The sequence below is a fragment of the Streptococcus tangpeifui genome (genome assembly GCF_011038795.1).
Classification (GTDB): Bacteria; Bacillota; Bacilli; order Lactobacillales; family Streptococcaceae; genus Streptococcus; species Streptococcus tangpeifui.
This window is the reverse complement of the sequence record NZ_JAAKDU010000006.1, coordinates 80,659-105,024: the sequence shown is the minus strand read 5'-3', so window position 1 is coordinate 105,024 and position 24,366 is coordinate 80,659. Positions and strand designations below refer to the sequence as shown.

Genomic DNA, 24,366 nt, shown 5'->3' with positions numbered 1-24,366 from the left:
CACTTAATTTTCGATACTAGCCCAATCCACCAAGGTTTGATTTTCGTTGAGGGGATCAAGTACCACACCCTTGGTATCGCCAACACCGCTCTCTCCTTGAGCTGGATGGGCAATCTGATCCACAGTCCAAGTCATGACTGTTCCCTTGGCTAGACGGAAAGGATAGCCTAAATCCCCGTCATTATACCATTTAGCAAAGCTAGGAATGTTAGAAAAGGATGGGATGTAAGTTTCATTTTCAATTGTCAAAGCCGGGTAACTGCGTTGATAGCTGCCATCTTCGCTAGCCAAGATAATGACAGGGACAAAGTATTGACGTTGCAAGCTATCTCGACCTTGATTTTCTTCCCCTAAAACATCATTCAAAAGCTTGGTGTAAGTATTGATGAGTTGAATCAATTCACTGCTCTTGAAAATAGTGGAGTTGGCAAAGTCGCCAGCTTTTTTAATATTAAAGACCAAACCATGCAAGCGGTTAGTTACCGCCTCTTCTAAAACTTCAATACTAGGCCGTTCTACCCAGTCTTGCGTTTTAGCACTAGGGTGTTCTTTTTTGAAAGTATCCAAATCACTTTTATTACTGAAAACAGGAATAACTTTTTGACCTTGCATAGCAACAGCATAGGGTTGGGCAGCTGCTATCACTGGAATAGAATGAAGACAGTTAACTAGGGTCAACCCGTCTAAAAAGTTCTCTGGATTAGCAATAAAATTACGTAAGGCAAAATCGAGTTCTGAGTTAAATTTATTCATGATGACCTTCTTCTGATTCTACTACTTGTTCTTCTTGATTCTTAGATTGATGGGGGTGGTGACCTTTGCGGTGATGGTGTTCATCTTTTTCAATCATTGGATGCTGTCCTGCTGACTGATGGTTCCGTTTCTTATAATGATGCTTTTTAGTCTCTTGTCCCTCGTTTCCTTCAGGTTTTGGCAAGAGAGCCTTGATGGAAGCATTGACCCGACCTTTATCATCTATTTTAATCACCTTAACATCGACTTTATCACCCACTTTAACGATATCTTCAACTTTATTAGTTCGTTCCCAAGCTAATTCTGAAATATGGACTAAGGCATCAGTCTTATCAAAGAGATTGACAAAGGCACCAAAGCTTTCGATACGGACAACTTCGGCATGGTAAATCTCACCAACCTTGGCTTCACGCACTAGATTGGCAATGATTTCCTTGGCTTGAGCAATGGCTGCTTGGTCAGGAGAGTAGATTTGCACATTTCCTTCTTCGTCGATGTCAATCTTAACCCCTGTTTCTTCGATAATTTTATCTATAGTTTCACCGCCTCTGCCGATGACCACCTTGATTTTATCGACATCAATCTTAATAGTGTCAATCTTAGGCGCGGTTGGAGCCAAGTCAGGCCGCGGAGCTGGAATCGTTTGTTCAATCAGATCGAGAATTTCAAAACGGGCCTTTTTGGCTTGAGCTAAAGCCTCCTTAAGAATTTCTGGAGTAATCCCTGAAATCTTAATATCCATCTGCAAGGCTGTAATCCCTTGACGGGTTCCGGCCACCTTGAAATCCATATCACCAAAGTGATCTTCAAGACCTTGAATGTCTGTTAGAATGGTGTAGTTGTTGCCATCAGAAATCAGTCCCATGGCGATACCTGCTACCGGAGCCTTGATGGGAACTCCCCCTGCCATTAAGGCTAGAGTGCCAGCACAGATGGAAGCTTGGGATGAAGAGCCATTGGATTCCAGTACTTCTGCCACCAGACGGATAGCGTAGGGGAAGTCTTCAAAACGCGGTAAAACCTGAGCCAAAGCCCGCTCCCCCAGAGCACCATGACCGATTTCTCGGCGGCCAGGCGCTCCATAGCGACCTGTTTCTCCGACAGAATACTGAGGAAAATTATAGTGGTGCATAAAGCGCTTGCGGTACTCTGGATCCAAGCCATCGACAATCTTGCTATCACTCATAGGTGCCAGAGTCAAAACCGACAGAGCCTGAGTTTGGCCTCGGGTAAAGAGCCCTGAGCCGTGCACTTGGGGTAAGAAATCGACTTCAGCCTCTAAAGGACGAATTTCATCGACCTTGCGGCCATCTGGACGAACCTTCTCCTCGGTAATCAGGCGACGAACCTCAGCATGCTCCATTTCTTCTAAGATTTCAGCAACATCACGCAAGATGCGCTCGAGTTCTTCGTCTTCAGCATAGCGTTCTTCATAGATTGCCAAAACTTGGTCTTTGACCGCCTGCGTTGCTTCTTCACGCGCCAGTTTTTCTTCAACTTGAACAGCTTTTTGCAGATCACTGTTATAAGCTGAAATAATTTCAGCCTGAAGCTCAGGGGCAACCTGCAAGAGCTCAACCTCTGCTTTTTCCTTACCAATTGCAGCGACAATTTCTTCTTGGAAGGCAATCAGTTCCCGAATGGCTTCATGTCCTTTGAGTAAAGCTGCTAGCATAATATCTTCGGATAATTCCTGAGCACCCGACTCAACCATATTGATAGCTGTCTTAGTTCCCGCCACCGTCAACTCCAGACTGGAGGCCTCCTTTTGTTCAGCTGTAGGATTAATGATAAAATCACCATTTAGGTAGGCAACCTGAACGCCTGCAATCGGTCCATTAAAGGGAATATCAGAAATACAGAGAGCGAGAGAACTTCCAAACATCGCTGCCATTGGAGCAGAAGCATCAGGATCGTAGGATAAAACCGTATTGATGACCTGTACTTCATTGCGAAAACCTTCGGCAAACATGGGCCTAATAGGACGATCAATCAGACGAGCCGTTAAAGTGGCATCGGTCGAAGGACGACCTTCCCGTTTCATAAATCCACCAGGAAATTTGCCAGCCGCATACATCTTTTCCTCGTAATTAACCTGCAAAGGAAAAAAGTCAGTTGTAGCCATTTTTTTGGACATGGTTGCAGCGGATAGGACTGTTGAATCTCCATAACGCACAACAGCAGCACCGTTAGCCTGTTTGGCTACTTGACCGATTTCAACCACTAGGGGTTTCCCTGCAAAAGTCATTTGAAAGGTTTGTTTTGCCATGAATCTACCTCATACCCATGAATCAGCAAGAACTTTTTCATAGGCTAAAGCCTGGCCCTCGCTAATCCTTGAATGTTCTAGTTAAAATTGATACCTGTTTTTTACAAAATTAAATAAAGATGAGCTTAAAGATTTACTGCAAGGCCTCTTGACTTAATTTTGTATAAAATCATGGTATCGCTTATATTCTACCACAAAAGGAGGCTAATGATAAGATTAGGAACAGGATTAAAGCTAAGAAAAAGCCTCAAAATTGTCCTTTGAAGTCTATGTTTATATAAAATCAGACTAGGCATCAAGCACAGGCAGCTTAAATTATCTAGTGGATTTAAGGTTGGAATAAGACAAACGACAATTGATAACACTGAAACGAAGCAAGGCCTAAGGCAATGACATATCATTTAGTTTTTCAAAAAGCATTAGAAGCGATTAAGCATCTGAGCTATGATTAACAAGGCTAAGAAAAACACGACAATAATTCCGAAGCCAGAAAATCCGGCTTGAATCCGCTTGGGCTTGGTTAAATTTAGTGGCAGTCCTAAGCCAAACAAAAAGGGGCCTAGGATAAAGAAGCTATAAAAAAAGACATCATTTTTTAGATGAAGACTGTAAAAAGACAGACCAAAAACAAGAATACCTAAGAAACTGATCCAGACCAATTTGCGGTAGCCTGAGGACAGGGCTAGCCCGAGAAAAACCAGACCTAAGGCTGGCATGGCTAGAATAAAAATAAAGAGAAGCTGAACTAACATGGCTCTATTATAGCATAAAGGTTAAAAAGCCAAGTCAGCAAAAAAAGAGGAGAGTGGGACAAAAATCAGTAAATTGTGATAAAATCACGATTTTGATTTTGTTATCCCACTATCCTCTGCACAATTGGCTAGGTTTTCCACTTTGGCCTTGCGGCAAAAGGAAAAACTGCCAGCAGCAGTTCATAGAGGCTAAAGCACCTATGAACTATGCAAGGGTAAGATTTGTTGGTTACGAAGAAGTCTTACTCTCAACTGCTGCGCCAAGAGTTTGTTCCAAAATAGGAAGACTGGACGAATTCTTGTCCAGCCTTCTTCTAGTTTATCCGATTGTACCTTAGAATTGATCAATCAAAAGTTGTTTCATATCTTCAATGTATGGCTGACGTGGGTTAGCTGGTGTACATTGGTCATCATAAGCCAAACTAGCCAGACGATCCACAGCTGCGTCAAAGGCTTCCTTGGTAACCCCGTTAGCTGAAAGTTTTGGTTCAACACCTACTGCATGCATCAACTTGTCAATGCGTGCGCAGAGTGCTTCAACCAATTCAGCATCGTCTTTACCTTCAAGTCCAAGGGCTCGAGCAATATCTGCATAATCACGCTGTGCACGGTATTCTTCATAACGTGGGTAAACTGAACGTTTGACATTTCCTGCTACGCCATTGTAGCGAATAACATGCTGCATGGCAATTGCGATAGCAAGGCCGTGCGGAAGGCCGAATTCGCCACCAGTCTTGTGTGCCAGTGAGTGGTTAATACCAAGGAAGGCATTACCGAAAGCCATACCAGCAAGCGTTGAAGCATAATGCATGTTTTCTTTGGCTTGTTCACCGCGAAGTGTTGGATTCTTAGGATCATAGTTATAAGCATCTTCCAAGTTTTCGATGATTAACTTGATAGCTTCAAGTGACCATGGACGTGTAAAGTCAGACGCCATAACAGATACGTAAGATTCAAGGGCATGTGATAAAGCGTCAAGACCTGACCAAGCAGCTGTACGTTTTGGTACAGTCATAACAAACTCTGGATCAACGATAGCGACTTGAGGTGTTAATTCATAGTCGGCAAGTGGGTATTTCACGTGTGTGAAATCATCTGTGATAACAGCAAACGGCGTTACCTCTGCACCTGTACCTGATGTTGTTGGAATACAGAAGAGACGAGTCTCTGTTTGATGTTTGAACTTCACAATACGTTTGCGGATATCGATGAATTTTTGTTGCAATTCAAGGAAGAATTCACTCACATTTTCATAAGCATCAAGCCATCCTTCTTCACGATCAAGAGATACTTCGTAAATCAAACGAGCAATCTTAGAGGCATCAATCGCAGAACCACCACCGATAGCAATAACGGTATCAGGCTTGAAGTCACGCATTTGTTTGGCGATTTCAATTGTTTGACCAAGAGTTGGGTCTGGCTTGATGGTGCCATAAAGTGAGGTCACCACTTTTTCATCACGAAGTGCTAATTGCGCATAAACCGTATCAACAAAACCAAATTGAACCATCCCCGGGTCGGCAACGATGAGGGCGCGTGTCATTGGTTCATAGGCATCTTGCAAATAAGAAATAGCATTCTTTTCGTAGTAAGTTTTTTCTGGCAAACGAATCCATTGAGGACGGTTACGGCGTTTCGCAACAGTTTTTACGTTCAAGAGGTCGCCAGTAGATAGATTGTGTGACAATGAATTTTTCCCCCATGATCCTGTTCCAAGAGTTAAGCTGGCTTGCAGTGCATCTGTATAGACATCACCAATACCACCGACTGAGTCTGGCTGGTTAACCAAGACACGAGATGAATTAAGGGCATCACCATATTCCGTAACGAATGGGTCAGCTTGAGAACCGATTTGGATAGCACAGTTGTGACCAGCACCTTGATAATCAAGCAAAGCAGCCACGATCTCGATACCGTCTTGGCGATCTTTCGCTTTATAAACTGAAAGGATTGGAGAAAGCTTCTCTGAAGATAATTTTTCACCAATGTTTTTCTTGTCCAATTCAAACAAGAGCACATCTTTACCTTCTGGTAATTTCACACCAGCGTGTTCACAAATCCAGGCAGCTGACATACCAGCAACGGGTCCGTTAACACCGTGATTGTCATTGAAGACGAAATCTTCAAGTTTTTTATAGTCTTTCTTAGGTACCAAGTAAGCACCTTTTTCCTGCATTTTAGCCAGCCATTCTTTGTAAATTGGAGCTTCAACTACTGCTGAGTTTTCTGTTGCACAAATCATGCCGTTATCAAAACGTTTTGACAAAAGAAGATCTTCGACTGCACGATCAAGGTGGGCCGTTGCATCTACATAAACAGCACCATTACCAGCACCAACCCCCATTGATGGGTTACCAGATTTAAGAGCTGCATTAACCATGCCGGGGCCGCCGGTTGCTAAGATGGAGGCAATTTTCTTATTTGAGATCAAGGCATTGGTATTAGCGATTGATGGTGTGTCAATCCATTGAACAATATTTTCAGGAGCACCGGCTTTGACCGCAGCATCGTAGAGAATCTGTGCGGCGTGCGCTGAACATTTTTGAGCTGATGGGTGGAAGGCAAAGACGATCGCATTGCGTGTCTTTAAAGCAACCAAAATTTTGAACATGGTTGTTGATGTTGGGTTAGTTGTTGGTACAATACCAGCTAAAACACCAAGAGGGGCTGCAATTTGGATACTGCCAGCTACTTTATCTTCACCAATAATGCCAACCGTTTTTTCATTTTTAATACGTTCATAAACATATTCTGTCGCAAAGTGATTTTTAGTATCTTTATCCTCGATAACACCGCGACCTGTTTCCTCATGTGCTTCTTTCGCCAGTTCAAGAGCGGCTTCTGAACCGGCAAGCGCCATAGCTGCAACAATTTTATCAACTTGCTCTTGAGAGTAAGTTGCATAAACACGTTCAGCTTCTACGGCTTTGTCTACAAGTTCCCCTGTATACTGTTGCGCCAATTCTTCAGCACTGAGTTCTGCAGTTTTAGTTGCTTTTGCCATAAATTTATCCTCCAACGATAATCCATTAACGAATGTTTGACTAAGAAGATAATCACACATAAGAATTTTTAAAAAATTAGTTTGTGATTTTCTTCACATTAATATTGTAATCTTTTACAAAATAATGTCAAGTACTTTTGTGAATTTTTTCACGATTTTTTTAATTTATACAATAAACTGCTTTCCTTTCTATGAAAAAACTATCAAACCAAACGGTTAGTAAGTCTAAAAAAGTGACTTGCAGAGCCTACAACTCTGTAAAAAAGAAAAAAGCAGGCTTGAAGTTTCTTGCTTCACTGCCTGCTTCCCTATTTTTCTTTGAGACTGATAGACAATAAAAATAAGCTCAGTTGTAAAACTAAGCTTAGTTATTCAAGCTCGGGCTAACAGGTTTTAGGAATCTGTCTTAAGAAATCAAAATTCCTTAACAGGCTCCTAAAATCCTACACCTTTTAATCGCCCTCAGCATCATTTTATTACCGACGAAGTCCGAGTGATTGAATGAGGTCGCGATAGCGATTAACATCGGTACGGCGAAGGTAAGCTAAAAGGTTACGACGGTGACCGATTTTTTTCATCAAACCACGGTAAGTTGCGTGGTCTTTTTTGTGTTGCTGAATATGTTCATTAAGGTGGTTGATTTCCCAAGTTAGGATTGCAACTTGCACTTCAACGGAACCAGTGTCGCCTTCGTGACGAGCATATTGAGCAATGATTTCATTTTTTTTCTCTTTTGAAATTGCCATATTTTTTCTCCTTTTATTGCTCCATCCGAGTGGTAGGCTTTGGCAAATCCTACTACCAAGAAGAAGTTAGTTTGTCTTTGCGACTCTTACATTCTAGCAAATTGGGTTAGGTCTGTCAAAGTATTTTAATTTGGACAAGATAAATTTCATCCCTTAACAAGTTAATCTGAAAAAGAGTCTGGCCCAGATTTCTCATTCAAGTAAAAATTTTTTCCACTATCTGGGGACAAAAATTCCAGAACGATACCATTGGGATCAATATCATCACCATACCTGACCTCTAGCTTTTAGCTTAGGGATCCTCTTTTTGCATCTGGGGAGGTGTCATCGTATTCAAATAGATAATGGGCTGAGTAAGGATGATCTTTTTGAATGGTCTTCCAACTTGTCCCACCCTTGGCTTGGTTTTCATAGTCACCTTCAATCAGCTGGTTAAATTGTTCTCGTGACCAGCCGATTGTGGGGTTTTCTTGTTTGACAGTTTCAACATCATCAGCTACTAGGCCTCCATCGACATCTGTCAATTGGTACTTGCCAAATCCATTTTTCTCAAAGGTTAAATGGACAGCAAGCTGCCAATCATTGTCGTTACTATTGTAATCCAAATATATTTTACTATTATCCTTCATCGTAACTACTGGCTTGGGACGCTTTCCCATGTTTCTTTAGCACTTTATTGAGAATGGTTTTATTGATTTTTAATTGCTTAACTTCCTTTAATGTCCAGTCGAACTGATAATCAGCATCCATATAGTTCTTAATATCATGAGATTTTGGCTCAGTCCAAAAGTAAGAGTCCTTAGCAGAGCTAGACCGATGCGACTGCCTATACAGAGAGCAAGTGTTAAAACTCCCAAAAAGATCAAGCAAACTAGACATCCTCCTAAAACGACCAACCTAGGATAGCCATTGTTCGATTTTTCTCGATAGGTCCTTCTGTATGATTTTCTTTAGTCATAATTTCTCATCGTGCTTAGCTAGAACAGTCAGCTTTTCCTGTCTCTTCTAATTTTTTTGATTCTGTTTTCCTCATTTATTTCCCTTAAGCAAAAGATTTTTTAACATAAGAACTAAACCCAGTCCTATACTCAGACCCCCAAAAATAGCAAAAGTGGCTCCCGATCCGCTGGCAAAGAAGCCAAAAAAGCGCAGAACCAGCGAGGCACAAGCTCCGCCCAGATTACAGCCCAGAAGAACCAAGGTGGTAGCTGTGTGGAGGTGACGCTTGGGGATGGTTTCAGAAATGAGATTGAAGACATAGGTGACACCTAAGCTATAGACAAAGCCTGTCAGAAGAGCTCCTAAGCCCAATATAATGATATCAGGAGCCAGCCACATAACAAAGAGTCCTAAACCCAAAATGAAGACAACTAAACTCATTAGAGAGCGGCCCAAAAGCTCCACTAGGCTGCTAAAGAAAGTTCCTGCTACAATCCCCATCAACATCATCAAACTGAGAATCAGGCTGGCCTGCTGAGCACTGCCCAGTCCGTATTGGGTCACAACAAGAGGAATTCGCAGGGTATTAGCCGAATTAATAAGGATGACAAAACCTGCATAGAGGGCAAGGGATAAAATATACAGCAGTTGACGAGGAATTAAATGATCAGTTTTTATCTGTTTTTTAATAGGCTCTTGCTGGACAGGCGATGACTCGGGAGATTGAGGAACAAATGCTAAATAAAGCCCTAAAATAAGGAAACCTAGGGCATAAATTGCAAAAGTTACTGACCACGTAAAATTCAGTAATTGACCTGCTATAAAGGTCAAAAGAGCTGAGCCTAGAACTTCTGCCGATCCACGAAGTCCCAGCATTTTGATGCGGTCTCGTCCTGTAAAGCGTTGACTGATAATACTGATAGCACGAGCATTGATGAGACCAATCCCTAGTCCCAAAACCAGACGCGAAAGAAAAACTAGGTTATAAGTTTGATTCATTAGAGGAAAAAAGCCCCCTAGCGACAGCAGACAAAGACCACTAACGATAATCAAGCGTTCAGAAAAAAAACGACTAATCCCAGGCGTTATTAATAAAACCGCAATAATAGCAAAGGAAGGCAGGGAAACAAGCAGTTCCACTCGGTCAGAACTAATCCCCCTCTGGTTGTAATAATGAATCATTTCTGGTAAAGCAGGCGAGATCGCATAGGTTGAAACCAGCATCAGGGATAAGGCCAAGAGGCTGATTTTCTCCATCGTTATTTTCATAATAATTCCTTCTTGAAAAACAGTAATGATACCAGTATAATGAAAATTAGAAAAGAAAAATAGGACATAGGTCCTAAAAAGAGGTCGCTATGGCAAAAAAGTCCTTAGAGTACTATCTAAACAAATACCAGCTAGATCGTATTTTCCCTCAGCATTATATTAATCAACTCCAGCTTGTGCTTTACGATAAGGGACAGGCTATCTGCCAACAGGGGCAAAATTTACAGCATCTCTTCTATTTTATCGAAGGCCATATTAAGATTGTTCGTCGGCTTTTTAATGGCAAGGAACATATTTTAGAAACTCAGGAACAACCAACCCTCATCGGTGATATTGAGCTGATGACTAGCGAGGTCAGTGTCTCATCTGTTATCGCCCTGAAACCCAGCTTAGTCATCCAGCTGCCCCTGACCAATCGCGATCAGCTCTACCGAGATCCCCTCTTTCTCTATCAGATTGGCCGCCAGCTTGCCCAAAAATTGGAGCAGCAAAACATCATCTCTTCAACCAATATTTCCTATTCCGTCAAGGAGCGCTTGGCTACTTATATTCTGGCTCAGGAGGACAACAACATCTTCCAGTTACACCCTAGTGTCTTAGCCGATGTCTTCGGGACTTCCTATCGGCACCTTGGACGAGTGATCAGGCAGTTGCAGGATCGAGGCATTATAGAAAAGATTGCTTTTAAAACCTATAAAATTATCGATCGTTCACAATTAGAAATAGCTAGTATTCGCGATTAGTGTCCCAATCTTTCTTTCTCCTTTTTTTCGTGCTATACTGAACTCAAGTATAAATTTTACATCTAAAGAGGTTTAATCATGTCACCACAAGAAAAAATCATTAAAGCCAGTCATCTGATTGATATGTCCGATATTATCCGTGAAGGGAATCCAACCTTGCGGGCGGTTGCCAAGGATGTGGAATTACCACTCTCTGATGAAGATATTATTTTAGGCGAAAAAATGATGCAGTTTCTCAAAAATTCACAAGATCCGGTCATGGCTGAAAAAATGGGCCTTCGGGGAGGAGTCGGCCTCGCAGCTCCTCAGCTAGATATTTCTAAACGAATTATTGCCGTCCTAGTCCCCAATCCAGAAGACGAAGAAGGCAATCCACCCGCTCAGCCCTACAGCCTGCAGGAAATTATGTACAATCCTCGTATCGTGTCTCACTCTGTACAGGATGCAGCCTTAGCCGACGGTGAAGGCTGTCTCTCTGTCGACCGTGAAGTCCCTGGTTACGTTGTTCGTCATTCACGGGTAACCATTGAATATGTGGATAAAAACAGTAATAAACAAAAGGTCAAACTTCGGGGCTACAACTCCATGGTAGTTCAGCACGAAATTGACCACACCAACGGTATCATGTTTTATGATCGCATCAATGAAAGCAATCCCTTCGAAATCAAGGAAGGTATGTTGATTATTCAATAAAAAACGAACAAGCTCTGGCTAATAAAGTCAGGGCTTGTTTTGGTTTTCATTCAAATAAGTATTTATAATCAGGTAAAGGCTGTCAATACCAGTCTTTTTTATCTGTTCAAATTCCTTTGGGCTATGATCATGGTAGAGCAGTTCATCCACCAAGGCGGATATAAAATCAAAGACCACGAGCGACAAAGTTTTGAGACTAATATCTGATTGCTTGTTTTGGTAATCCAAGAAACATTGATAAGTCAGAGTTTTTATTTTCTCATTGTGCTCTTCAAGAAGAGATTTGGCTTGAGGAACCGCATAAGCCAGCATTTCGATCTGGGCATGAAATTTTGTATCCTCTACCCGCAGCAATTGCTCTACCAGAGAATGCAGCCATTTTTTAGGAGCCTGAGCAAACAGGTCTAAAGACTCCTTGGTGCTGAGTTCCGTAAAAATCTTATCGATAAAGGCGTGATTGTAGCGTTCCAAGAGGGTGATTAAAATATCGTCCTTGCTGGCAAAATAGGAATAGAGAGTCCCAACAGACAGACCAGCCGTCTTGGCAATTTCGTTGGTTGTCACATTAAAATAGACTTTTTCTGAAAACAGCTCCTTAGCTATCCTTAAAATTTTTTCTCGTTTTTCAATGCTTCTCTCCTGCCGAGGAGAGCGAACCTTTTTTTCTATCATGTGATTTCCTCTTTATCAAAGCTACTCCTATTATAGCATATAATGGAACCCCTCAAATATTTAAAAATATGATTATTTACTCATTTTTATCTTGACAAGACTGCCGTGTAAGATTATAATACATTTTAAATATGAGCTTTTACTCACGTTTTATAAAAGGAGGTCATTATGACTAAATTGAAAAAGATTTTACTGACACTGGCCATGTGTCTGGGAGTTTTTCTGGTGATGCTAGATACCACCATCATGAATATCACTATTCCAGCTATTCAGAAAAGTTTTAACATCGGCTTGGACAGACTGTCTTGGGCTATCAATATTTACACTATTATTTTTGCCAGTTTTACTATCCCCCTAAGTAAGCTCGCCGATATTTACGGCAAGGGACATTTCTTTGCACTTGGTCTCTGCCTCTTTGGCTGCGGCAGTTTAATATCTGGTTTTTCAGCAGGATTTAATTGGCTGCTGGTCGGCCGTCTCATTGCCAGTTTTGGAGCTGCCATTCTCTTGCCCGTTGGAAATACCTTAGGTATTTCCACTTGGCCCATTGAGGATCGGGTTAAGGTCGTTGCTGCCTTAGGCCTGACCCAAGGAGGAGCTGCCGCTATCGGTCCTACTCTCGGTGGATTCTTAACAGATAGTCTGTCTTGGCATTGGATTTTCTTTATCAATCTCCCCTTTGTTCTATTCGCTTTTTTGCTTATTTGCTTTACTTATCATTTTCGCAATGACGAACGAATTTTAACCAAGATTGACTGGATAGGTAGTCTCCTTTCTATGATGAGTCTCTTTGCTGCTTCCCTTGGTATTATTAAAATTCGTGACTGGGGATTTTGGGATGTTAAAAGTTTGGTATGTTTTCTTGTCTTCCTCATAGCTCTTATCATCTTTATTTTCCTTGAAAAGTGGATTGAGCATCCTATGATCAACCTTAATCTATTTAGATTTCGAGAATTCTCTGCCTCTACCTTCATGGCTACGGTCGTGCAATTCTTCTATGTCGGTGTGCTCGTTATTCTCCCAACCTACTTCACCAACGTGCAAAGTAAGGCGGAGCTTGGTGCAGCTCTCATTCTCTTACCTATGTCCATCATTGTCTTCATCTTTGGTGGCCTAGGAAGCCTGCTCATCAATAGGCTAGGCCCACGGATTTTGGTCCTAATCGGTTTGGGGAGCATCCTCCTTTCCTATGGCTTACTAGTCACCGTTAACCCTGCCAAGACTTGGGAAATGACTGCTGCTACTATTATTCTCGGTATCGGCTTTGGGACTATTGCTGGTCCTGTCAATGTCTTGGCGGCCTCCAGTCTGCAAGGGGAGCTCTTAACTTCCTCCCAAAGTGTTCTTGGAGTTGTCCGTCAAATCGGCTCTGTTCTAGCCGTTTCTGTCTTCATTTCTATGGCGACCAATAATCTTAAGGCCCTAAAGCTCTATACACCAAGCACTATGGCAGATGCCTATATCTCCATCTACAAGATTTGGATTCCTTTCATGATTCTGATGCTGGCTTTGACCCTCCTCTTCCCTAGGAGAAAAGACTATCTCAAAGGGGTGGCTGATAAAAAATAAGATCAAAAACTCTCTCTAGAAATAAGATAAAATAGCTTGTCTTAGTCCCTGCCTTTCTCGTTCTTGACTACTTGGTTCAAATTCTATTTATGACTCATGAGCACTTGTTACAAATTGAACCAGCTTTAGTCGCTAATTTGAGTTCAGTCGTCTTTGCCGCCTTAGTTTGGCTGTTTCTCTAATTATTACAAGGATCTAGAAACTGTAAAAAGATTAGATGGGACATATATGGTCTTTACGTCTTTGGTATCGCGGTGTTATTAGCTGTTAAATTTATCTATCGGTGGCTTTGTGATGAGGATGGCTAGCCCTACAACGACCTCGGCTAGTCAGGCAGCATTAAACTTGGCATGCCCTTTGCCTTTACCCCATCTTTTTTACCTGTGATTTGCTCCTATGGTTGAAAAAGATATTTCCTGCAATGCCTTCTTAAAAGGCTTTTAAGTTGTGATAGCTGACCAAAATGATTGGAGGGTGGGGGCTTCGCCTCTCTACTTTTTGGTTTTCTCCAACTTTTCATCACCCTTTCTTGTTTCCTGCTCCAGAAGTTCAGAGTATTTACGAAGACAGGAGATTTGTGATTGGTTTTGTAACTGTGATGAATAAGCTACAGCCTCTGTATTTTCAATAATCTAGTAGCTATCTTGTTTACCTTTCTTATGTAAATCAATAAAGTAGAGGACGTACAGTACCCGTTTGATGGTTTCAAAAATCTTAAAATCTTTCTAATTCTGCTTGCTGGAAGATGTTTTCAGTTTTCAAAAAGAGGCTGGAAAAAAGTATTCCAGCCTTCTATTTTTTCAGTAATAACAGTTTGACGCAGTAATTGGGAGTCCTTACCTTGGCATTTCAGGCACCCCCTTAAACAGTCCACTGGACTGTTTAACTACTCCGCAATTGTTAGCGGTCTTCTTAATCAACTGTACGGAGGTGGGACGACGAAGTCAATTTATATAAAAAATCGACTTCTGTCCCACACTCTTTTCTATTGCTTTAGTATCAGCCAGCCAAGGCTGCTAGAAGAGCATCAGCCTGTTTGTTCAGCTGTGCCAGAGTTTCTTGCTCAGCAACAAATTGACCATCCGCCCAAGCCGAATCATTAACACGAGAAGTCGTCACTTCGTCAACGAAATTAGTACGGATGAATGGCAAAAGGTTGCGGTAAATTTCTGCTGTCTGGTCAGTACCACCGTTAGCTACGAGAGAAACTGTTGTAACTTTATCCTGAAGAACTGAGGCACCTGTTGTATCTGAAAGATCTTTAGCACGTGACAACCAGTCCAAAAGGTTCTTAATAGAACCTGGGATTGAGAAGTTGTAAACTGGTGAGAAGATCCAGATAGCATCTGCTGCTTCAACGGCATCGCGAACAGCTTGAACAGCCGGCAAGACTGGTGTTTCAAGATCCTGATTAAACATTGGCACTTGCGACCAGTCAAGATAAGACACCTTAGCTTTTTCTGCTAAAACTTGTTCAGCTTGTTCAGCCATTTGATAGTTGAAGGACCCTTCACGAAGAGAGCCAACGATAAAAAGAATATTTTTCATTTTTTTGGTTTTCCTTTTGAAATAGATTTTTTAGTAATGCTTGACATAAAACTGCCCTGCATATTATTACTATGTAGTAATAATAGCATTAAATTAAAAGACTGCACAGTAATTTGCTCAGTCCTTATCATTAAGAGTTTTGAATTTCTTCAAAAGTTCAATTAATTGGTTTTGCTCATCTTCAGTCAAAACGCTAAAGGTTTCTTCAACGGCCTCAATATGAGCCGGTAGGGCTTTTTCTATAATGCGTCGCCCTTTATCTGTAATCGAGATAATATAGGCGCGATGGTCCTTTCTGCTGACCCGACGTTGGACCCAGCCATTTTTTTCCATATTTTTAATGACAATGGTCATATTGCCTGACGTTGATAAGATACTAGAAATCAAATCACCAATACGCAGAGGACCCTTAGCATAAAGGACATCTAAGACACTAAATTGAGCAGGTGTTAAATCAAAATCACGGAAAGTTGCGGAAACTCTGGTATCAATAGTTCGAAATGCCTTACGCATTACAACCATACTCTTGACAGCAGAATTCTTAAATTTTGTCATGGACGTTCTCCTAAAACCAACAAAACGAGACAGAACAACCTAAGCAGAAGAGGCATTTAGCCACTAAGCTTTAGAATCTAGACTTCTCGGAATTATGAAAAATCTAGATTCAGGTTATAGAGGGTCTGTTAGGGAAGGCTTCCTTTCTACGTTCTTCTCTGCTCACATGCGCAAATTTGACTCAAATGCGCCAGCTATTAAGCAGGGTGTGATTATTGTAGAGCGAAAGAATTTTCCTGTCAAACGTTTTGCACTAATTAGTAATTCTTTCCTAAAATGACATCCAATTTCATTCATTGTAGCACTAAAAAGTACGTCAAGCAAGCGAGTTGACTTCTTGAGGCTTTCGAGGCTGGAATAGACATCTTTGAGCAGCGTTCTCACAGACAATATCATGTGCTTCATCAGTTTATACTTTCTGAAAATCACAAAATAGACAAGGCGGGGCCTTGGTTAAATCCGCTGCTATCAGGCTTATCACGTCAGGTTCTGTGGAACCTTAACGAAAGCAAATCCCCTACTAACTTACCTTGTTTCCTTACTAACCTGTTACTTAGTATCGTCTGAAGCAACGGCCTATCGTTTTGACTTTCAAAGGGTATGACGTACCATAATCCGACAGTAATATTAAAAACCGAACACGATTAGATTTTTAAAGGTGAAAATTCTAATGTGTTCGGTTTTACTTTTTATATCAAGAAGCTTGATGTAATGACAAATAAATTTCAAAAGAAAAATTGTCTGTCCTGACCACTTTATGCTAAATGTTTAGTGGTGTTTATTGCTGTATATAGTTTTCAAACATTTTCCTAGAATAACTGTCCCACAGATGACCATGGTTACCCCAAAAACCTGCTTACCAGAAATTTCTAAATGGTAATCAAAATGTTCGTTTTTTGATTTGTCATCCCATTTGATATCTAATTGCATTGAAATCTCCCTTCTTGTTCGACCTTCGTACTGTCTTCCTTTCGCGAGTTAACATTAGCTGTCATACTTATGTAGATTTTTATGCTAGATGGTTTCCCTAAATTTTATAAGTTGTTTAACAGCTGATGGGATGAAAGACAACCGAACAGTGTTGCATTGGCTATTAGCGAAGGAGTTGCACCCCACTGAAGCAATCGCTGTAAATAATCAAAAGAAATCATCAAATAAAGATAGCTGATTATCTTCTGGCATATCGCCTAAAATACCCATTTCGTCCATTTTTTCGACTAGGGTTGCTGAAACACCACCGCGCTTACGCAGCTCGGTTTTAGATAGGAACTCTCCTTCTTGACGGCTAGCAACAATTTGTTTAGCAACATTTTCACCAAGACCATCCATAGCGACAAATGGCGGAATTAAGGTATCATCTTCAATCTTGAATTCAGTTGCTTCACTGTTATAAAGATCTAACTGACCGAATTTATAGCCTCGCTCCAACATTTCATTGACAATTTCCAAGGTGGTATAAAGGTCAATTTCAACGTTAGAAGCTTCGTTATTCCTGCGTTTATTTGCAATATCTTCCATGCGGGCCTTAACGGCACTCAGTCCGGCACTCATGGTCTTGAGTTCAAAGGCTCTAGCCCGAATAGAGAAGTAAGCACAGTAGTAATAGATAGGATAGTGCACTTTGAAGTAGGCTACCCGTAGGGCCATCATAACATAGGCCGCTGCATGGGCCTTAGGGAACATGTACTTGATCTTACCGCAAGATTCGATGTACCAGTCTGGCACATTATTATCCCGCATCGCTTGAATATAGGTATTGCGCTCTTCCTCAGAAATTTTAAGCCAAAGTCCTTTACGAACCCGTTCCATAATCGTAAAAGCCATTTTAGGCTCAAGGCCTGCATGCATGAGATAAACCATGATATCATCCCGACAGCCGATAACTGTTGAAAGAGTAGCAATGCCTTCTTTAATCAAATCTTGGGCATTGCCCAGCCAAACATCCGTACCGTGAGAGAGTCCAGAGAGCTGGAGCAATTCAGCAAAGGTTGTCGGATGAGTTTCATCAACCATCCCCCGAACAAAGTTAGTACCAAATTCTGGAATTCCCAGCATACCTGTCGGGGTACCAATTTGTTCTTCTGTAACACCAAGGACTTCCGTACCTGAGAAGAGTTTCATGACATCTGGGTCATCGGCCGGAATATCTGTAGGATCAATTCCAGACAGGTCCTGAAGCTTACGAATCATGGTTGGATCATCATGGCCCAGAATATCGAGTTTGAGGACATTTTCATCAATATCGTGGAAATTAAAGTGGGTTGTTTGCCATTCTGCTGAGGTATCATCAGCAGGGTATTGGACCGGCGTAAAATCATAGACATCCATATAATTTGGAATAACAACGATACCGCCAGGGTGCTGACCCGTTGTCCGCTTAACGCCGGCTGATCCCATGGCTAAACGGTCCACTTCAGCATCACGGTAGAATTTATTGTAATCGCGCTCATAGCCTTTGACAAAGCCGTAGGCTGTCTTTTCGGCGACTGTGCCAACGGTCCCAGCCCGAAAGGCGTATTCTTCACCAAAGATATCACGGACATCCAAATGTGCAGATGGCTGGTCGTCCCCAGAGAAATTAAGGTCGATATCGGGAACCTTATCTCCATCGAATCCTAGGAAGGTTTCAAAGGGAATATCGTGACCATCCTTAGTTAGCTTGTGACCGCAGTTTGGACAATCTTTGTCCGGCAAGTCAAAACCTGATCCAACCGAACCATCGGTGATGAATTCTGAATACTGACAGTCTGGGCAGATGTAATGAGGCGGCATAGGGTTGACCTCGGTAATCCCAATCATGGTCGCCACAAAACTAGATCCAACAGACCCCCGTGAACCGACTAGATAGCCACGCTTATTGGAGCGATCAACCAACATTTGGGAAGCCAAATAAATCACGGCAAAACCATTTCCCAAAATAGAAGTTAATTCCTTTTCAATACGGCGATCAATAATATCCGGCAGAGGATTGCCATAAATTTCGAAGGCTCTGGCATAAGTTTTTTCCGCAACAGTCTCTTCGGCTTTATCAATGTAAGGCGTATAGAGATCATTCTTGACGACTTCCACTTCTTCAAACCGTTCCGCAAATTCTTGTGTATTGGTTACAACGATTTCGTAGGCTAAGTCTTCACCCAAAAAGGAGAAATCATCCAACATTTCATTGGTAGTTCGGAAATGGGCATCCGGCAGGGGGGCGGGTTGGGCATCTTCACCTCGGCCGATTGGACGATTAATCATAGCCCCCGGACCCAAACTGCGGACGATGATTTCTCGGTAGAGCTGGTCTTCCGGCTCAAGATAGTGGACATCACCTGTTGCCAGAACTGGCTTATTGAGTTTGCGACCAACCTCAATCAAGTCACGGATAACCTGCTGAATTCCCTCTTCATCTTTAATAAGCTCACGGGCAACCAGAGGGCGATAGATGGCTGGTGGCATGACCTCGATAAAATCATAATACTTGGCCACTTCGAGAGCCTTATCGACCCCATGGGAAAGAACAGCGTCGAAGACCTCCCCTTCTGAGCAGGCCGACCCCAAAAGCAAGCCTTCTCGATACTGATCCAGCACTGTTCTGGGAATCCGAGCTACACCTTCAAAGTATTTAACATTAGACAGACTGACCAGCTTGAAAATATTCTTAAGACCAATCTGATTTTGCACGTAAATAGTGGCATGTTTGACACGGGCTTTTTTGTAGGAATCTTCCGATACTAATTTCGTATTAAGATCAGCTAAATTACTGATACCACGATTTTCACGCGCTTCCTTGATGAAGATAAAGAGCAGACGTCCAGTCGCTTCCGCATCGTAGTTGGCCATGTGGTGGTGATCCAGGGCAACTTGGAAACGCTTAGTGAGAGGCCCTAGACCATGGCGCTTATATTCAGGATAGAGATTGCGGGCAAACTCTAGAGTATCAATAACGGGCTGAGTAATGGTAGGCAGATCATGACGCTCATAATTAGCATTCATAAAGCCTACATCAAAGGTGGCATTGTGGGCTACCAAGACAGTGTCTTTACAAAATTCCTGAAATTCTTGCAAAACTTGCAAGAGGGGCTTGGCATCTTTAAGGTGGTTATCCGTAATCCCTGTCAAATCTGTCGTAAATTGACTCAAAGGATGTCCAGGATTGATAAATTCATCGAACTGATCAATGATATTGCCCTTGTGCATCTTGGAAGCCGCAATTTGAATCAAGGAATTGTTAACAGCAGATAACCCCGTGGTTTCTACGTCAAAGACAACATAAGTCGCTTCATGTAAGTCCATAGGCACTTCATTATAGGTGATTGGCACCCGGTCTTCAACGATATTAGCCTCTAAACCAAAGATGGCCTTGATACCAGCCTTTTTGGCTCGATGATAGCCATGAGGGAAGCTCTGCACATTGCCATGATCGGTAATAGCAACGGCTGTATGGCCCCAACTAGCCGCCTTGTCAATCAAGTGTTCAACCGTAGGCAGACCATCCATGGTAGACATATTAGTATGAGCGTGAAACTCAACCCGCTTCTGTCCTTCAGGCATAAGATCTTTGCGTTCCTTGTGGACAATTTCCTTCACATCCTGCACATTCATGGTCAAAGTCTTGGTCCATTGGTTATTTTCAATATTTCCTCGAACTCGGAGCCAGGCTCCTTTGGCAATGATGTCGTACTTTTTGAGGTCATTATCGTCTTTAGCCCACTTCTGCATAGCAAAGGAAGAAGTGTAGTCGGTCATCTTAAAGCTGATGATGTGCCGGCCGGTCCGCGTCGTCCGGCGTTCCACATCAAAAACCATTCCCTCAAAGACAATGCGGTTTTCCTCAGTCTCAATCTCAACCATAGGCGTGATTTCCGCCTTATCAAAACTAGCTTGACGTTTGGCTGCTCTTTCCTTGTAATCAAATTGAGGAGCCGGCGCTGACTCTTCCTGAGCTGGCATAGAAGCTTCCAAAGAAGCAACCGCTTGGGCATTTTCTTCCTGAGCCTGCTCAATCTTCTTATGTCGACTGGACTCAAAGGCTTGGGTAAGCTCTTGCGTCTTATCCTCATCAACCTCAATGGCAAAAGAGACCTGACCAAAACCAAATTGGGCAAACTGCTGTTCCAGCTTGGGCAAATGGTTTTGTTTAAAATGGTCATTATTCAAAAAGCCTGGAGCATGGATAAGAATCTGTTCCTTGGTTGGATCATAGGTGACTGTCAGATTTGAAAAGCTCGAGCGAAAGCTGGCACTGGAGCAGAGGGGGTGATTAAAACTCTCTGTATAGTAGGCCTGTAATAAATCAGAATCAGAAAAATCTCTATTTTCTGCCTCAATGGTAAAGGTAGCTTTAATATCTGCTGCCTTAAAGGTCGAAACAAGACGATAAGCCAGCTCTTGATAGAGCGCAATCGGTAAAATTTGCTCAAAACTAAAATGAAAATCCCATTGACGACTAAGGGCATGTACCTTGACTTCCTTGATATCAGCAGACAAAAAGGCCTGAGACTGTCTCATCTCAAGCGGCATTTCAATCTGTTCCATCAATTTTTTAAATAGCTCTGACATGACTGACTCCCGTTTTTTCCTAAAATGACGAGTTTCCTGACGATACTTGTAGCATTTGACCTAGGCCCTTGGATCAACTTTCAACCTAGCCTTGGCCAATTTAGCCCTTATATTATAGCATATTTAAACCATAAGTTCCCTTAGCCAAGACCAAATCAAAAAAAGACTGGACAAGGTCCTGTCTCGTTAACATGATTATAGATTTAACTAGATTGACGCAGTGGCTGGGAGTAAGACTTGTTGGCTATGCCAACAAGTCTTACTCCTGCACAGTTCATTAGGTGCTTTAGCACCAATGAACCACTGCTGATTGGCGATCCTTATCTTGGGGCTAGGGCGCAGTCTCATTTTCAGGCACCCCTTAAACAGTCTACAGGACTGTTTAATTACCACGTAAGTGATAGCTCCAACAGTTTTCCAAACTGTTGGAGGTTACTAATCTGATGAAGCTTGTTCATCTTATTTCCAACCTCAAAAGGTCTTACGACTTAACAAGACTCCTCTACTTTATCATAAAGAAAAAGTAGTGAGGACTGTCTCCCGTCGGGGGAGTTTATCACTACTAATCTTAATATGTTTGAGCTGTGCGAAGGTGGGTTAAAACGCTCTGGTAGAGCTTTTTAATCGGGAAATAAAGCTTGCAAAGCAAGTGTCAAAATGCTCCAGTGGACTTTGGCAATCTGGGGATAGACTGCCAAAGCCTGCCACCTAAAAATAAGAAAGTGGCAGAGGCCTGAGCCTTAAAACGGGAGAGCGAGGAAAATCAAAACCGTGATAAATCACGGTTTACTGATTGAGTCCCACTCTGTTTTAAATAGGGTAGTTTGACTGCAGCTGCCTATCCCACTCCTTAAGTACTTAGTTTTAGACGGCTTGATTACCTTACTTTTTCACAAATACAAAAAGTTTAGACAATTACTTACGTTTCTTACCTTTTTTCTTTTTGGCTTTGGTCTTAGGCTTTTTAGACGTTGAGTGATGAACCTTATCTGACTTAGGTCCTGACTTCTTGGACGATTGATTTGTTTGCTCTGTTACTTCTTTTTCAGCCTTAATGATTTTCTTATTAGATTCTTCTTGAGTTTCTGGCTTAGCATCCTCTACTTTTTTAGACAGTTTTTCTGTTTTTTTGGACTCAACAGGCTGCTTATCGGCCACTTTGGATTTTTTAGACGCTTTCTTTTTAGGATTTTTCGCTTCTTTTTCTTCACGCTCTCGACGTTTCTTAGCAACTCTTTCACGACGCTGTTCTTCACGTTCCTTCTTAGCCTTCAACTTTTTGGCCATCTTTTTGTCGTGAGCCTTTTTCTTATCAGCCTTACGGTCGGCGATACGGTCATTATAATCCGACATAGCTTTATCAGCCTCTAACTTAGCATTGGCTAGTTTTTCTTCAAGCTGGACAATTTCCTTGGGCTGTTCCTGATGGATCAAATCTTCATAGAAAGCTGCTTGAGTTGTTGCCACATAGGGAATCCAAACAGCCAGAGTAAGGAAATAGCAAAGGAAAAAGAAAGCCCCCCAAACCACTTGCTGATTGGCGAAAAGGAAAACTGACAAAGCAACAAAGATTGCCGGCACCAAGAACCACCTCGAAAAACTCAAGATGAGCATGAAGTAATCTCTCTTGTGTCCTTCCATTATCACTTTACTTTTGGTAATAGCAGAGGTTGTGGTAATTCCCTTACCTGCTTCCATATCATCCTTGAGGATGAAAAGTCCTTGGGAATAGGACACGGCTTTCATATAGCCAGGGATAATCAAAAGCACCATCCAAAGTAAAGTATAAATGGCAGTCATCAAAACGACCCCAAAAATACTATCGAAGCGCTGCTCCTTGAAAGCATAAGTTGCCGCTTCTCTAAAGGATTGCTTACGACCACGAATCAAATCCAAGTAGGCATAACTGGCTCCGGCACCTATACCAACAGAGGCAAAGAAGGTAAAGAGCACCAGCAGCAAGAAAGCCATTACGATAAAAATCAGGACAACATTAGATGTGGCAGTAAAATCTGATGAAGCTGCTCTCCAAACCAGAGCCAGCACTCCCAGCAAGAAGGTGGAGATGAGTCCCAGAATGATAGTTGGAACCCAAAGGACCCCAACTGCCCAGGGCCAATTCCCTCGAAGGGCTGTTTTTGCTTGCTCTTTTAAATCTTTCCTTGTTTTCACAGTAAACTCCTTCACTATCAATTTCAAAGGGCAGATAGGTTGATCTTTTAAACCCTTTTGTCATTTATACAGTTTAATACTACTATTCTATTACGCTTGATGGGGGTTGTCAATGTAAAAAAGTCGCCTGACCTCAAAGGACGGCGACAGATAAAAATTTTTCTAAGACTTATGACTTGCTGAAATTTTATGAAAACGCAGAAAAACAAGGGTCGCTACTAAAACTTTAAGACTATCCCCAGGAATAAAAGCGAGACTACTGGAAACGACCGCTGTAAAGATCGACATCCCTGTATAGACCGCCAAATAGAGACCACCCAGTAAGTCAACGAAAAAAACACCAGTCAACCAGATGACAATAAAACTGGTCAAAGCCGTAATTTTTCGCAGATGAGACAGCCCCCAGTCGAGCAAGAGAGGAACCAATAGCCAAGTCCAAACATAGCCAGCGGTTGGGCCAATGAGAACCTGAATAGTTGTAGTAAAGCCAGAAAAAGCCGGAATAGCCAAGCCGACTAAAAAGAGTAAGCAAACCGATAAGCTTCCTTTTTTACCGCCTAACAAGCAGCCAGCCAGCATGACTCCTAGATTCTGTAAAACAATAGGAACAGGAATAAAGCCCAAAGGAATTCCTGGAATATAACTGAGAACGACTAGAAGCGTTGTCATCATGGCAATCGCAGCCAAATCTTTAGTCTTCATAAGACTTCCTTTCATAAGATACTAAACTGTCAAGCACTCCGAAGAAAAGCAAACCGGACAATGAATCCTATAAATTCAAGACAGGTGGGTCTTTTTTCGCAGAAGTGTAGGCGGGTTCAATTCTATTCAAAATAAATATCGTGATGGTAAGAACATTTGGGATTGAAAACGTGGTGACAAGAAGGACAAGCTCCCGTCTGGTAATCCTGCCAATTCAAGAGACTCCGGCAATTGCCACAAAGGACCAATTTTACTTCCCGTTTATCCATAGCTTTAAAGGGATGGTCGCAAAGAGCATCATGGCATTGGTAACAGGCATAAAATTTCTGGCAGTCCCGGCACTTCAAAGCAAGAACATCATTGGGACCGTAGTAGTGTTGACAACGACCTGCTTTATCTAAATCTAAGCCTAAAATTTCTAGCATTTTTTTCTCCT

18 protein-coding genes are annotated in these 24,366 nt (G+C 42.0%); 3 read left to right on the top strand and 15 right to left on the bottom strand.

Annotated elements, in window-relative coordinates; translation table 11 throughout:
* Window positions 1-3: 3 nt before the first annotated feature.
* The 7 genes from G7Y32_RS06705 to G7Y32_RS06675 all read right to left on the bottom strand — a co-directional run bounded on the left by G7Y32_RS06705 (window position 4) and on the right by G7Y32_RS06675 (window position 9,732).
* On the bottom strand, window positions 4-753 hold the full coding sequence (locus tag G7Y32_RS06705) for an SseB family protein (RefSeq protein WP_165212284.1): 750 nt from the start codon (window positions 751-753) through the stop codon (window positions 4-6).
* Entirely contained in the window at window positions 746-3,022 is a 2,277-nt protein-coding gene (gene pnp / locus G7Y32_RS06700; RefSeq protein WP_165212282.1) for a polyribonucleotide nucleotidyltransferase, read from the bottom strand. The genes G7Y32_RS06705 and pnp overlap by 8 nt, the downstream gene beginning before the upstream one ends.
* A gap of 419 nt (window positions 3,023-3,441) precedes the next feature.
* Window positions 3,442-3,774, bottom strand: coding sequence for a hypothetical protein (locus G7Y32_RS06695; protein ID WP_165212280.1), 333 nt, complete (start codon window positions 3,772-3,774; stop codon window positions 3,442-3,444).
* Window positions 3,775-4,108: 334 nt separating this feature from the next.
* Complete coding sequence (gene adhE / locus G7Y32_RS06690; RefSeq protein WP_165212278.1) at window positions 4,109-6,778, bottom strand: bifunctional acetaldehyde-CoA/alcohol dehydrogenase; 2,670 nt, start codon at window positions 6,776-6,778, stop codon at window positions 4,109-4,111.
* Between the two features lie 476 nt (window positions 6,779-7,254).
* Complete coding sequence (gene rpsO / locus G7Y32_RS06685; protein ID WP_165212276.1) at window positions 7,255-7,524, bottom strand: 30S ribosomal protein S15; 270 nt, start codon at window positions 7,522-7,524, stop codon at window positions 7,255-7,257.
* A gap of 287 nt (window positions 7,525-7,811) precedes the next feature.
* On the bottom strand, window positions 7,812-8,183 hold the full coding sequence (locus tag G7Y32_RS06680) for a hypothetical protein (RefSeq protein ID WP_165212274.1): 372 nt from the start codon (window positions 8,181-8,183) through the stop codon (window positions 7,812-7,814).
* A 370-nt stretch (window positions 8,184-8,553) separates the two neighbouring features.
* Window positions 8,554-9,732, bottom strand: coding sequence for an MFS transporter (locus G7Y32_RS06675; protein WP_165212272.1), 1,179 nt, complete (start codon window positions 9,730-9,732; stop codon window positions 8,554-8,556).
* An 89-nt stretch (window positions 9,733-9,821) separates the two neighbouring features.
* Here G7Y32_RS06675 and G7Y32_RS06670 point away from each other — a divergent pair, with 89 nt between their 5' ends.
* Both G7Y32_RS06670 and def read left to right on the top strand, forming a co-directional pair.
* Entirely contained in the window at window positions 9,822-10,475 is a 654-nt protein-coding gene (locus tag G7Y32_RS06670) for a Crp/Fnr family transcriptional regulator (RefSeq protein ID WP_165212270.1), read from the top strand.
* 78 nt (window positions 10,476-10,553) lie between these two features.
* The gene (def, locus tag G7Y32_RS06665) at window positions 10,554-11,168 is read left to right on the top strand and encodes a peptide deformylase (protein ID WP_165212268.1); all 615 of its coding nucleotides are present in this window, start codon (window positions 10,554-10,556) and stop codon (window positions 11,166-11,168) included.
* 27 nt (window positions 11,169-11,195) lie between these two features.
* Here the strand turns inward: def and G7Y32_RS06660 are convergent, their stop codons facing one another.
* Complete coding sequence (locus tag G7Y32_RS06660) at window positions 11,196-11,840, bottom strand: TetR/AcrR family transcriptional regulator (RefSeq protein WP_165212266.1); 645 nt, start codon at window positions 11,838-11,840, stop codon at window positions 11,196-11,198.
* Window positions 11,841-12,008: 168 nt separating this feature from the next.
* On the opposite strand from G7Y32_RS06660, the gene G7Y32_RS06655 reads away from it, so the two are divergent.
* The gene (locus G7Y32_RS06655; protein WP_165212264.1) at window positions 12,009-13,409 is read left to right on the top strand and encodes an MFS transporter; all 1,401 of its coding nucleotides are present in this window, start codon (window positions 12,009-12,011) and stop codon (window positions 13,407-13,409) included.
* A gap of 999 nt (window positions 13,410-14,408) precedes the next feature.
* Here the strand turns inward: G7Y32_RS06655 and G7Y32_RS06650 are convergent.
* From G7Y32_RS06650 to G7Y32_RS06620, 7 genes are all read right to left on the bottom strand, one after another.
* Window positions 14,409-14,957 (bottom strand): NADPH-dependent FMN reductase, encoded by a 549-nt coding sequence (locus G7Y32_RS06650; protein ID WP_165212262.1) that lies wholly within the window; start codon window positions 14,955-14,957, stop codon window positions 14,409-14,411.
* A gap of 117 nt (window positions 14,958-15,074) precedes the next feature.
* Window positions 15,075-15,512, bottom strand: a complete 438-nt coding sequence (locus tag G7Y32_RS06645) for a MarR family winged helix-turn-helix transcriptional regulator (protein ID WP_004225599.1) — start codon at window positions 15,510-15,512, stop codon at window positions 15,075-15,077.
* Window positions 15,513-16,280: 768 nt separating this feature from the next.
* Complete coding sequence (locus tag G7Y32_RS06640) at window positions 16,281-16,442, bottom strand: hypothetical protein (protein ID WP_165212260.1); 162 nt, start codon at window positions 16,440-16,442, stop codon at window positions 16,281-16,283.
* 207 nt (window positions 16,443-16,649) lie between these two features.
* The gene (locus tag G7Y32_RS06635) at window positions 16,650-21,056 is read right to left on the bottom strand and encodes a PolC-type DNA polymerase III (RefSeq protein ID WP_165212258.1); all 4,407 of its coding nucleotides are present in this window, start codon (window positions 21,054-21,056) and stop codon (window positions 16,650-16,652) included.
* Between the two features lie 915 nt (window positions 21,057-21,971).
* On the bottom strand, window positions 21,972-23,228 hold the full coding sequence (locus tag G7Y32_RS06630; protein WP_165212256.1) for a DUF975 family protein: 1,257 nt from the start codon (window positions 23,226-23,228) through the stop codon (window positions 21,972-21,974).
* A gap of 162 nt (window positions 23,229-23,390) precedes the next feature.
* Window positions 23,391-23,930 (bottom strand): biotin transporter BioY, encoded by a 540-nt coding sequence (locus G7Y32_RS06625; RefSeq protein WP_165212254.1) that lies wholly within the window; start codon window positions 23,928-23,930, stop codon window positions 23,391-23,393.
* A 122-nt stretch (window positions 23,931-24,052) separates the two neighbouring features.
* On the bottom strand, window positions 24,053-24,355 hold the full coding sequence (locus G7Y32_RS06620) for a CHY zinc finger protein (protein ID WP_165212252.1): 303 nt from the start codon (window positions 24,353-24,355) through the stop codon (window positions 24,053-24,055).
* Window positions 24,356-24,366: the final 11 nt, after the last annotated feature.

What these genes read in the sequence shown, in the direction of transcription:
- G7Y32_RS06705 (WP_165212284.1), bottom strand. Translation starts at nt 753, where the DNA reads ATGAATAAATTTAACTCAGAACTCGATTTTGCCTTACGTAATTTTATT.
- pnp (WP_165212282.1), bottom strand. Translation starts at nt 3,022, where the DNA reads ATGGCAAAACAAACCTTTCAAATGACTTTTGCAGGGAAACCCCTAGTG.
- G7Y32_RS06695 (WP_165212280.1), bottom strand. Translation starts at nt 3,774, where the DNA reads ATGTTAGTTCAGCTTCTCTTTATTTTTATTCTAGCCATGCCAGCCTTA.
- adhE (WP_165212278.1), bottom strand. Translation starts at nt 6,778, where the DNA reads ATGGCAAAAGCAACTAAAACTGCAGAACTCAGTGCTGAAGAATTGGCG.
- rpsO (WP_165212276.1), bottom strand. Translation starts at nt 7,524, where the DNA reads ATGGCAATTTCAAAAGAGAAAAAAAATGAAATCATTGCTCAATATGCT.
- G7Y32_RS06680 (WP_165212274.1), bottom strand. Translation starts at nt 8,183, where the DNA reads ATGGGAAAGCGTCCCAAGCCAGTAGTTACGATGAAGGATAATAGTAAA.
- G7Y32_RS06675 (WP_165212272.1), bottom strand. Translation starts at nt 9,732, where the DNA reads ATGAAAATAACGATGGAGAAAATCAGCCTCTTGGCCTTATCCCTGATG.
- G7Y32_RS06670 (WP_165212270.1), top strand. Translation starts at nt 9,822, where the DNA reads ATGGCAAAAAAGTCCTTAGAGTACTATCTAAACAAATACCAGCTAGAT.
- def (WP_165212268.1), top strand. Translation starts at nt 10,554, where the DNA reads ATGTCACCACAAGAAAAAATCATTAAAGCCAGTCATCTGATTGATATG.
- G7Y32_RS06660 (WP_165212266.1), bottom strand. Translation starts at nt 11,840, where the DNA reads ATGATAGAAAAAAAGGTTCGCTCTCCTCGGCAGGAGAGAAGCATTGAA.
- G7Y32_RS06655 (WP_165212264.1), top strand. Translation starts at nt 12,009, where the DNA reads ATGACTAAATTGAAAAAGATTTTACTGACACTGGCCATGTGTCTGGGA.
- G7Y32_RS06650 (WP_165212262.1), bottom strand. Translation starts at nt 14,957, where the DNA reads ATGAAAAATATTCTTTTTATCGTTGGCTCTCTTCGTGAAGGGTCCTTC.
- G7Y32_RS06645 (WP_004225599.1), bottom strand. Translation starts at nt 15,512, where the DNA reads ATGACAAAATTTAAGAATTCTGCTGTCAAGAGTATGGTTGTAATGCGT.
- G7Y32_RS06640 (WP_165212260.1), bottom strand. Translation starts at nt 16,442, where the DNA reads ATGCAATTAGATATCAAATGGGATGACAAATCAAAAAACGAACATTTT.
- G7Y32_RS06635 (WP_165212258.1), bottom strand. Translation starts at nt 21,056, where the DNA reads ATGTCAGAGCTATTTAAAAAATTGATGGAACAGATTGAAATGCCGCTT.
- G7Y32_RS06625 (WP_165212254.1), bottom strand. Translation starts at nt 23,930, where the DNA reads ATGAAGACTAAAGATTTGGCTGCGATTGCCATGATGACAACGCTTCTA.
- G7Y32_RS06620 (WP_165212252.1), bottom strand. Translation starts at nt 24,355, where the DNA reads ATGCTAGAAATTTTAGGCTTAGATTTAGATAAAGCAGGTCGTTGTCAA.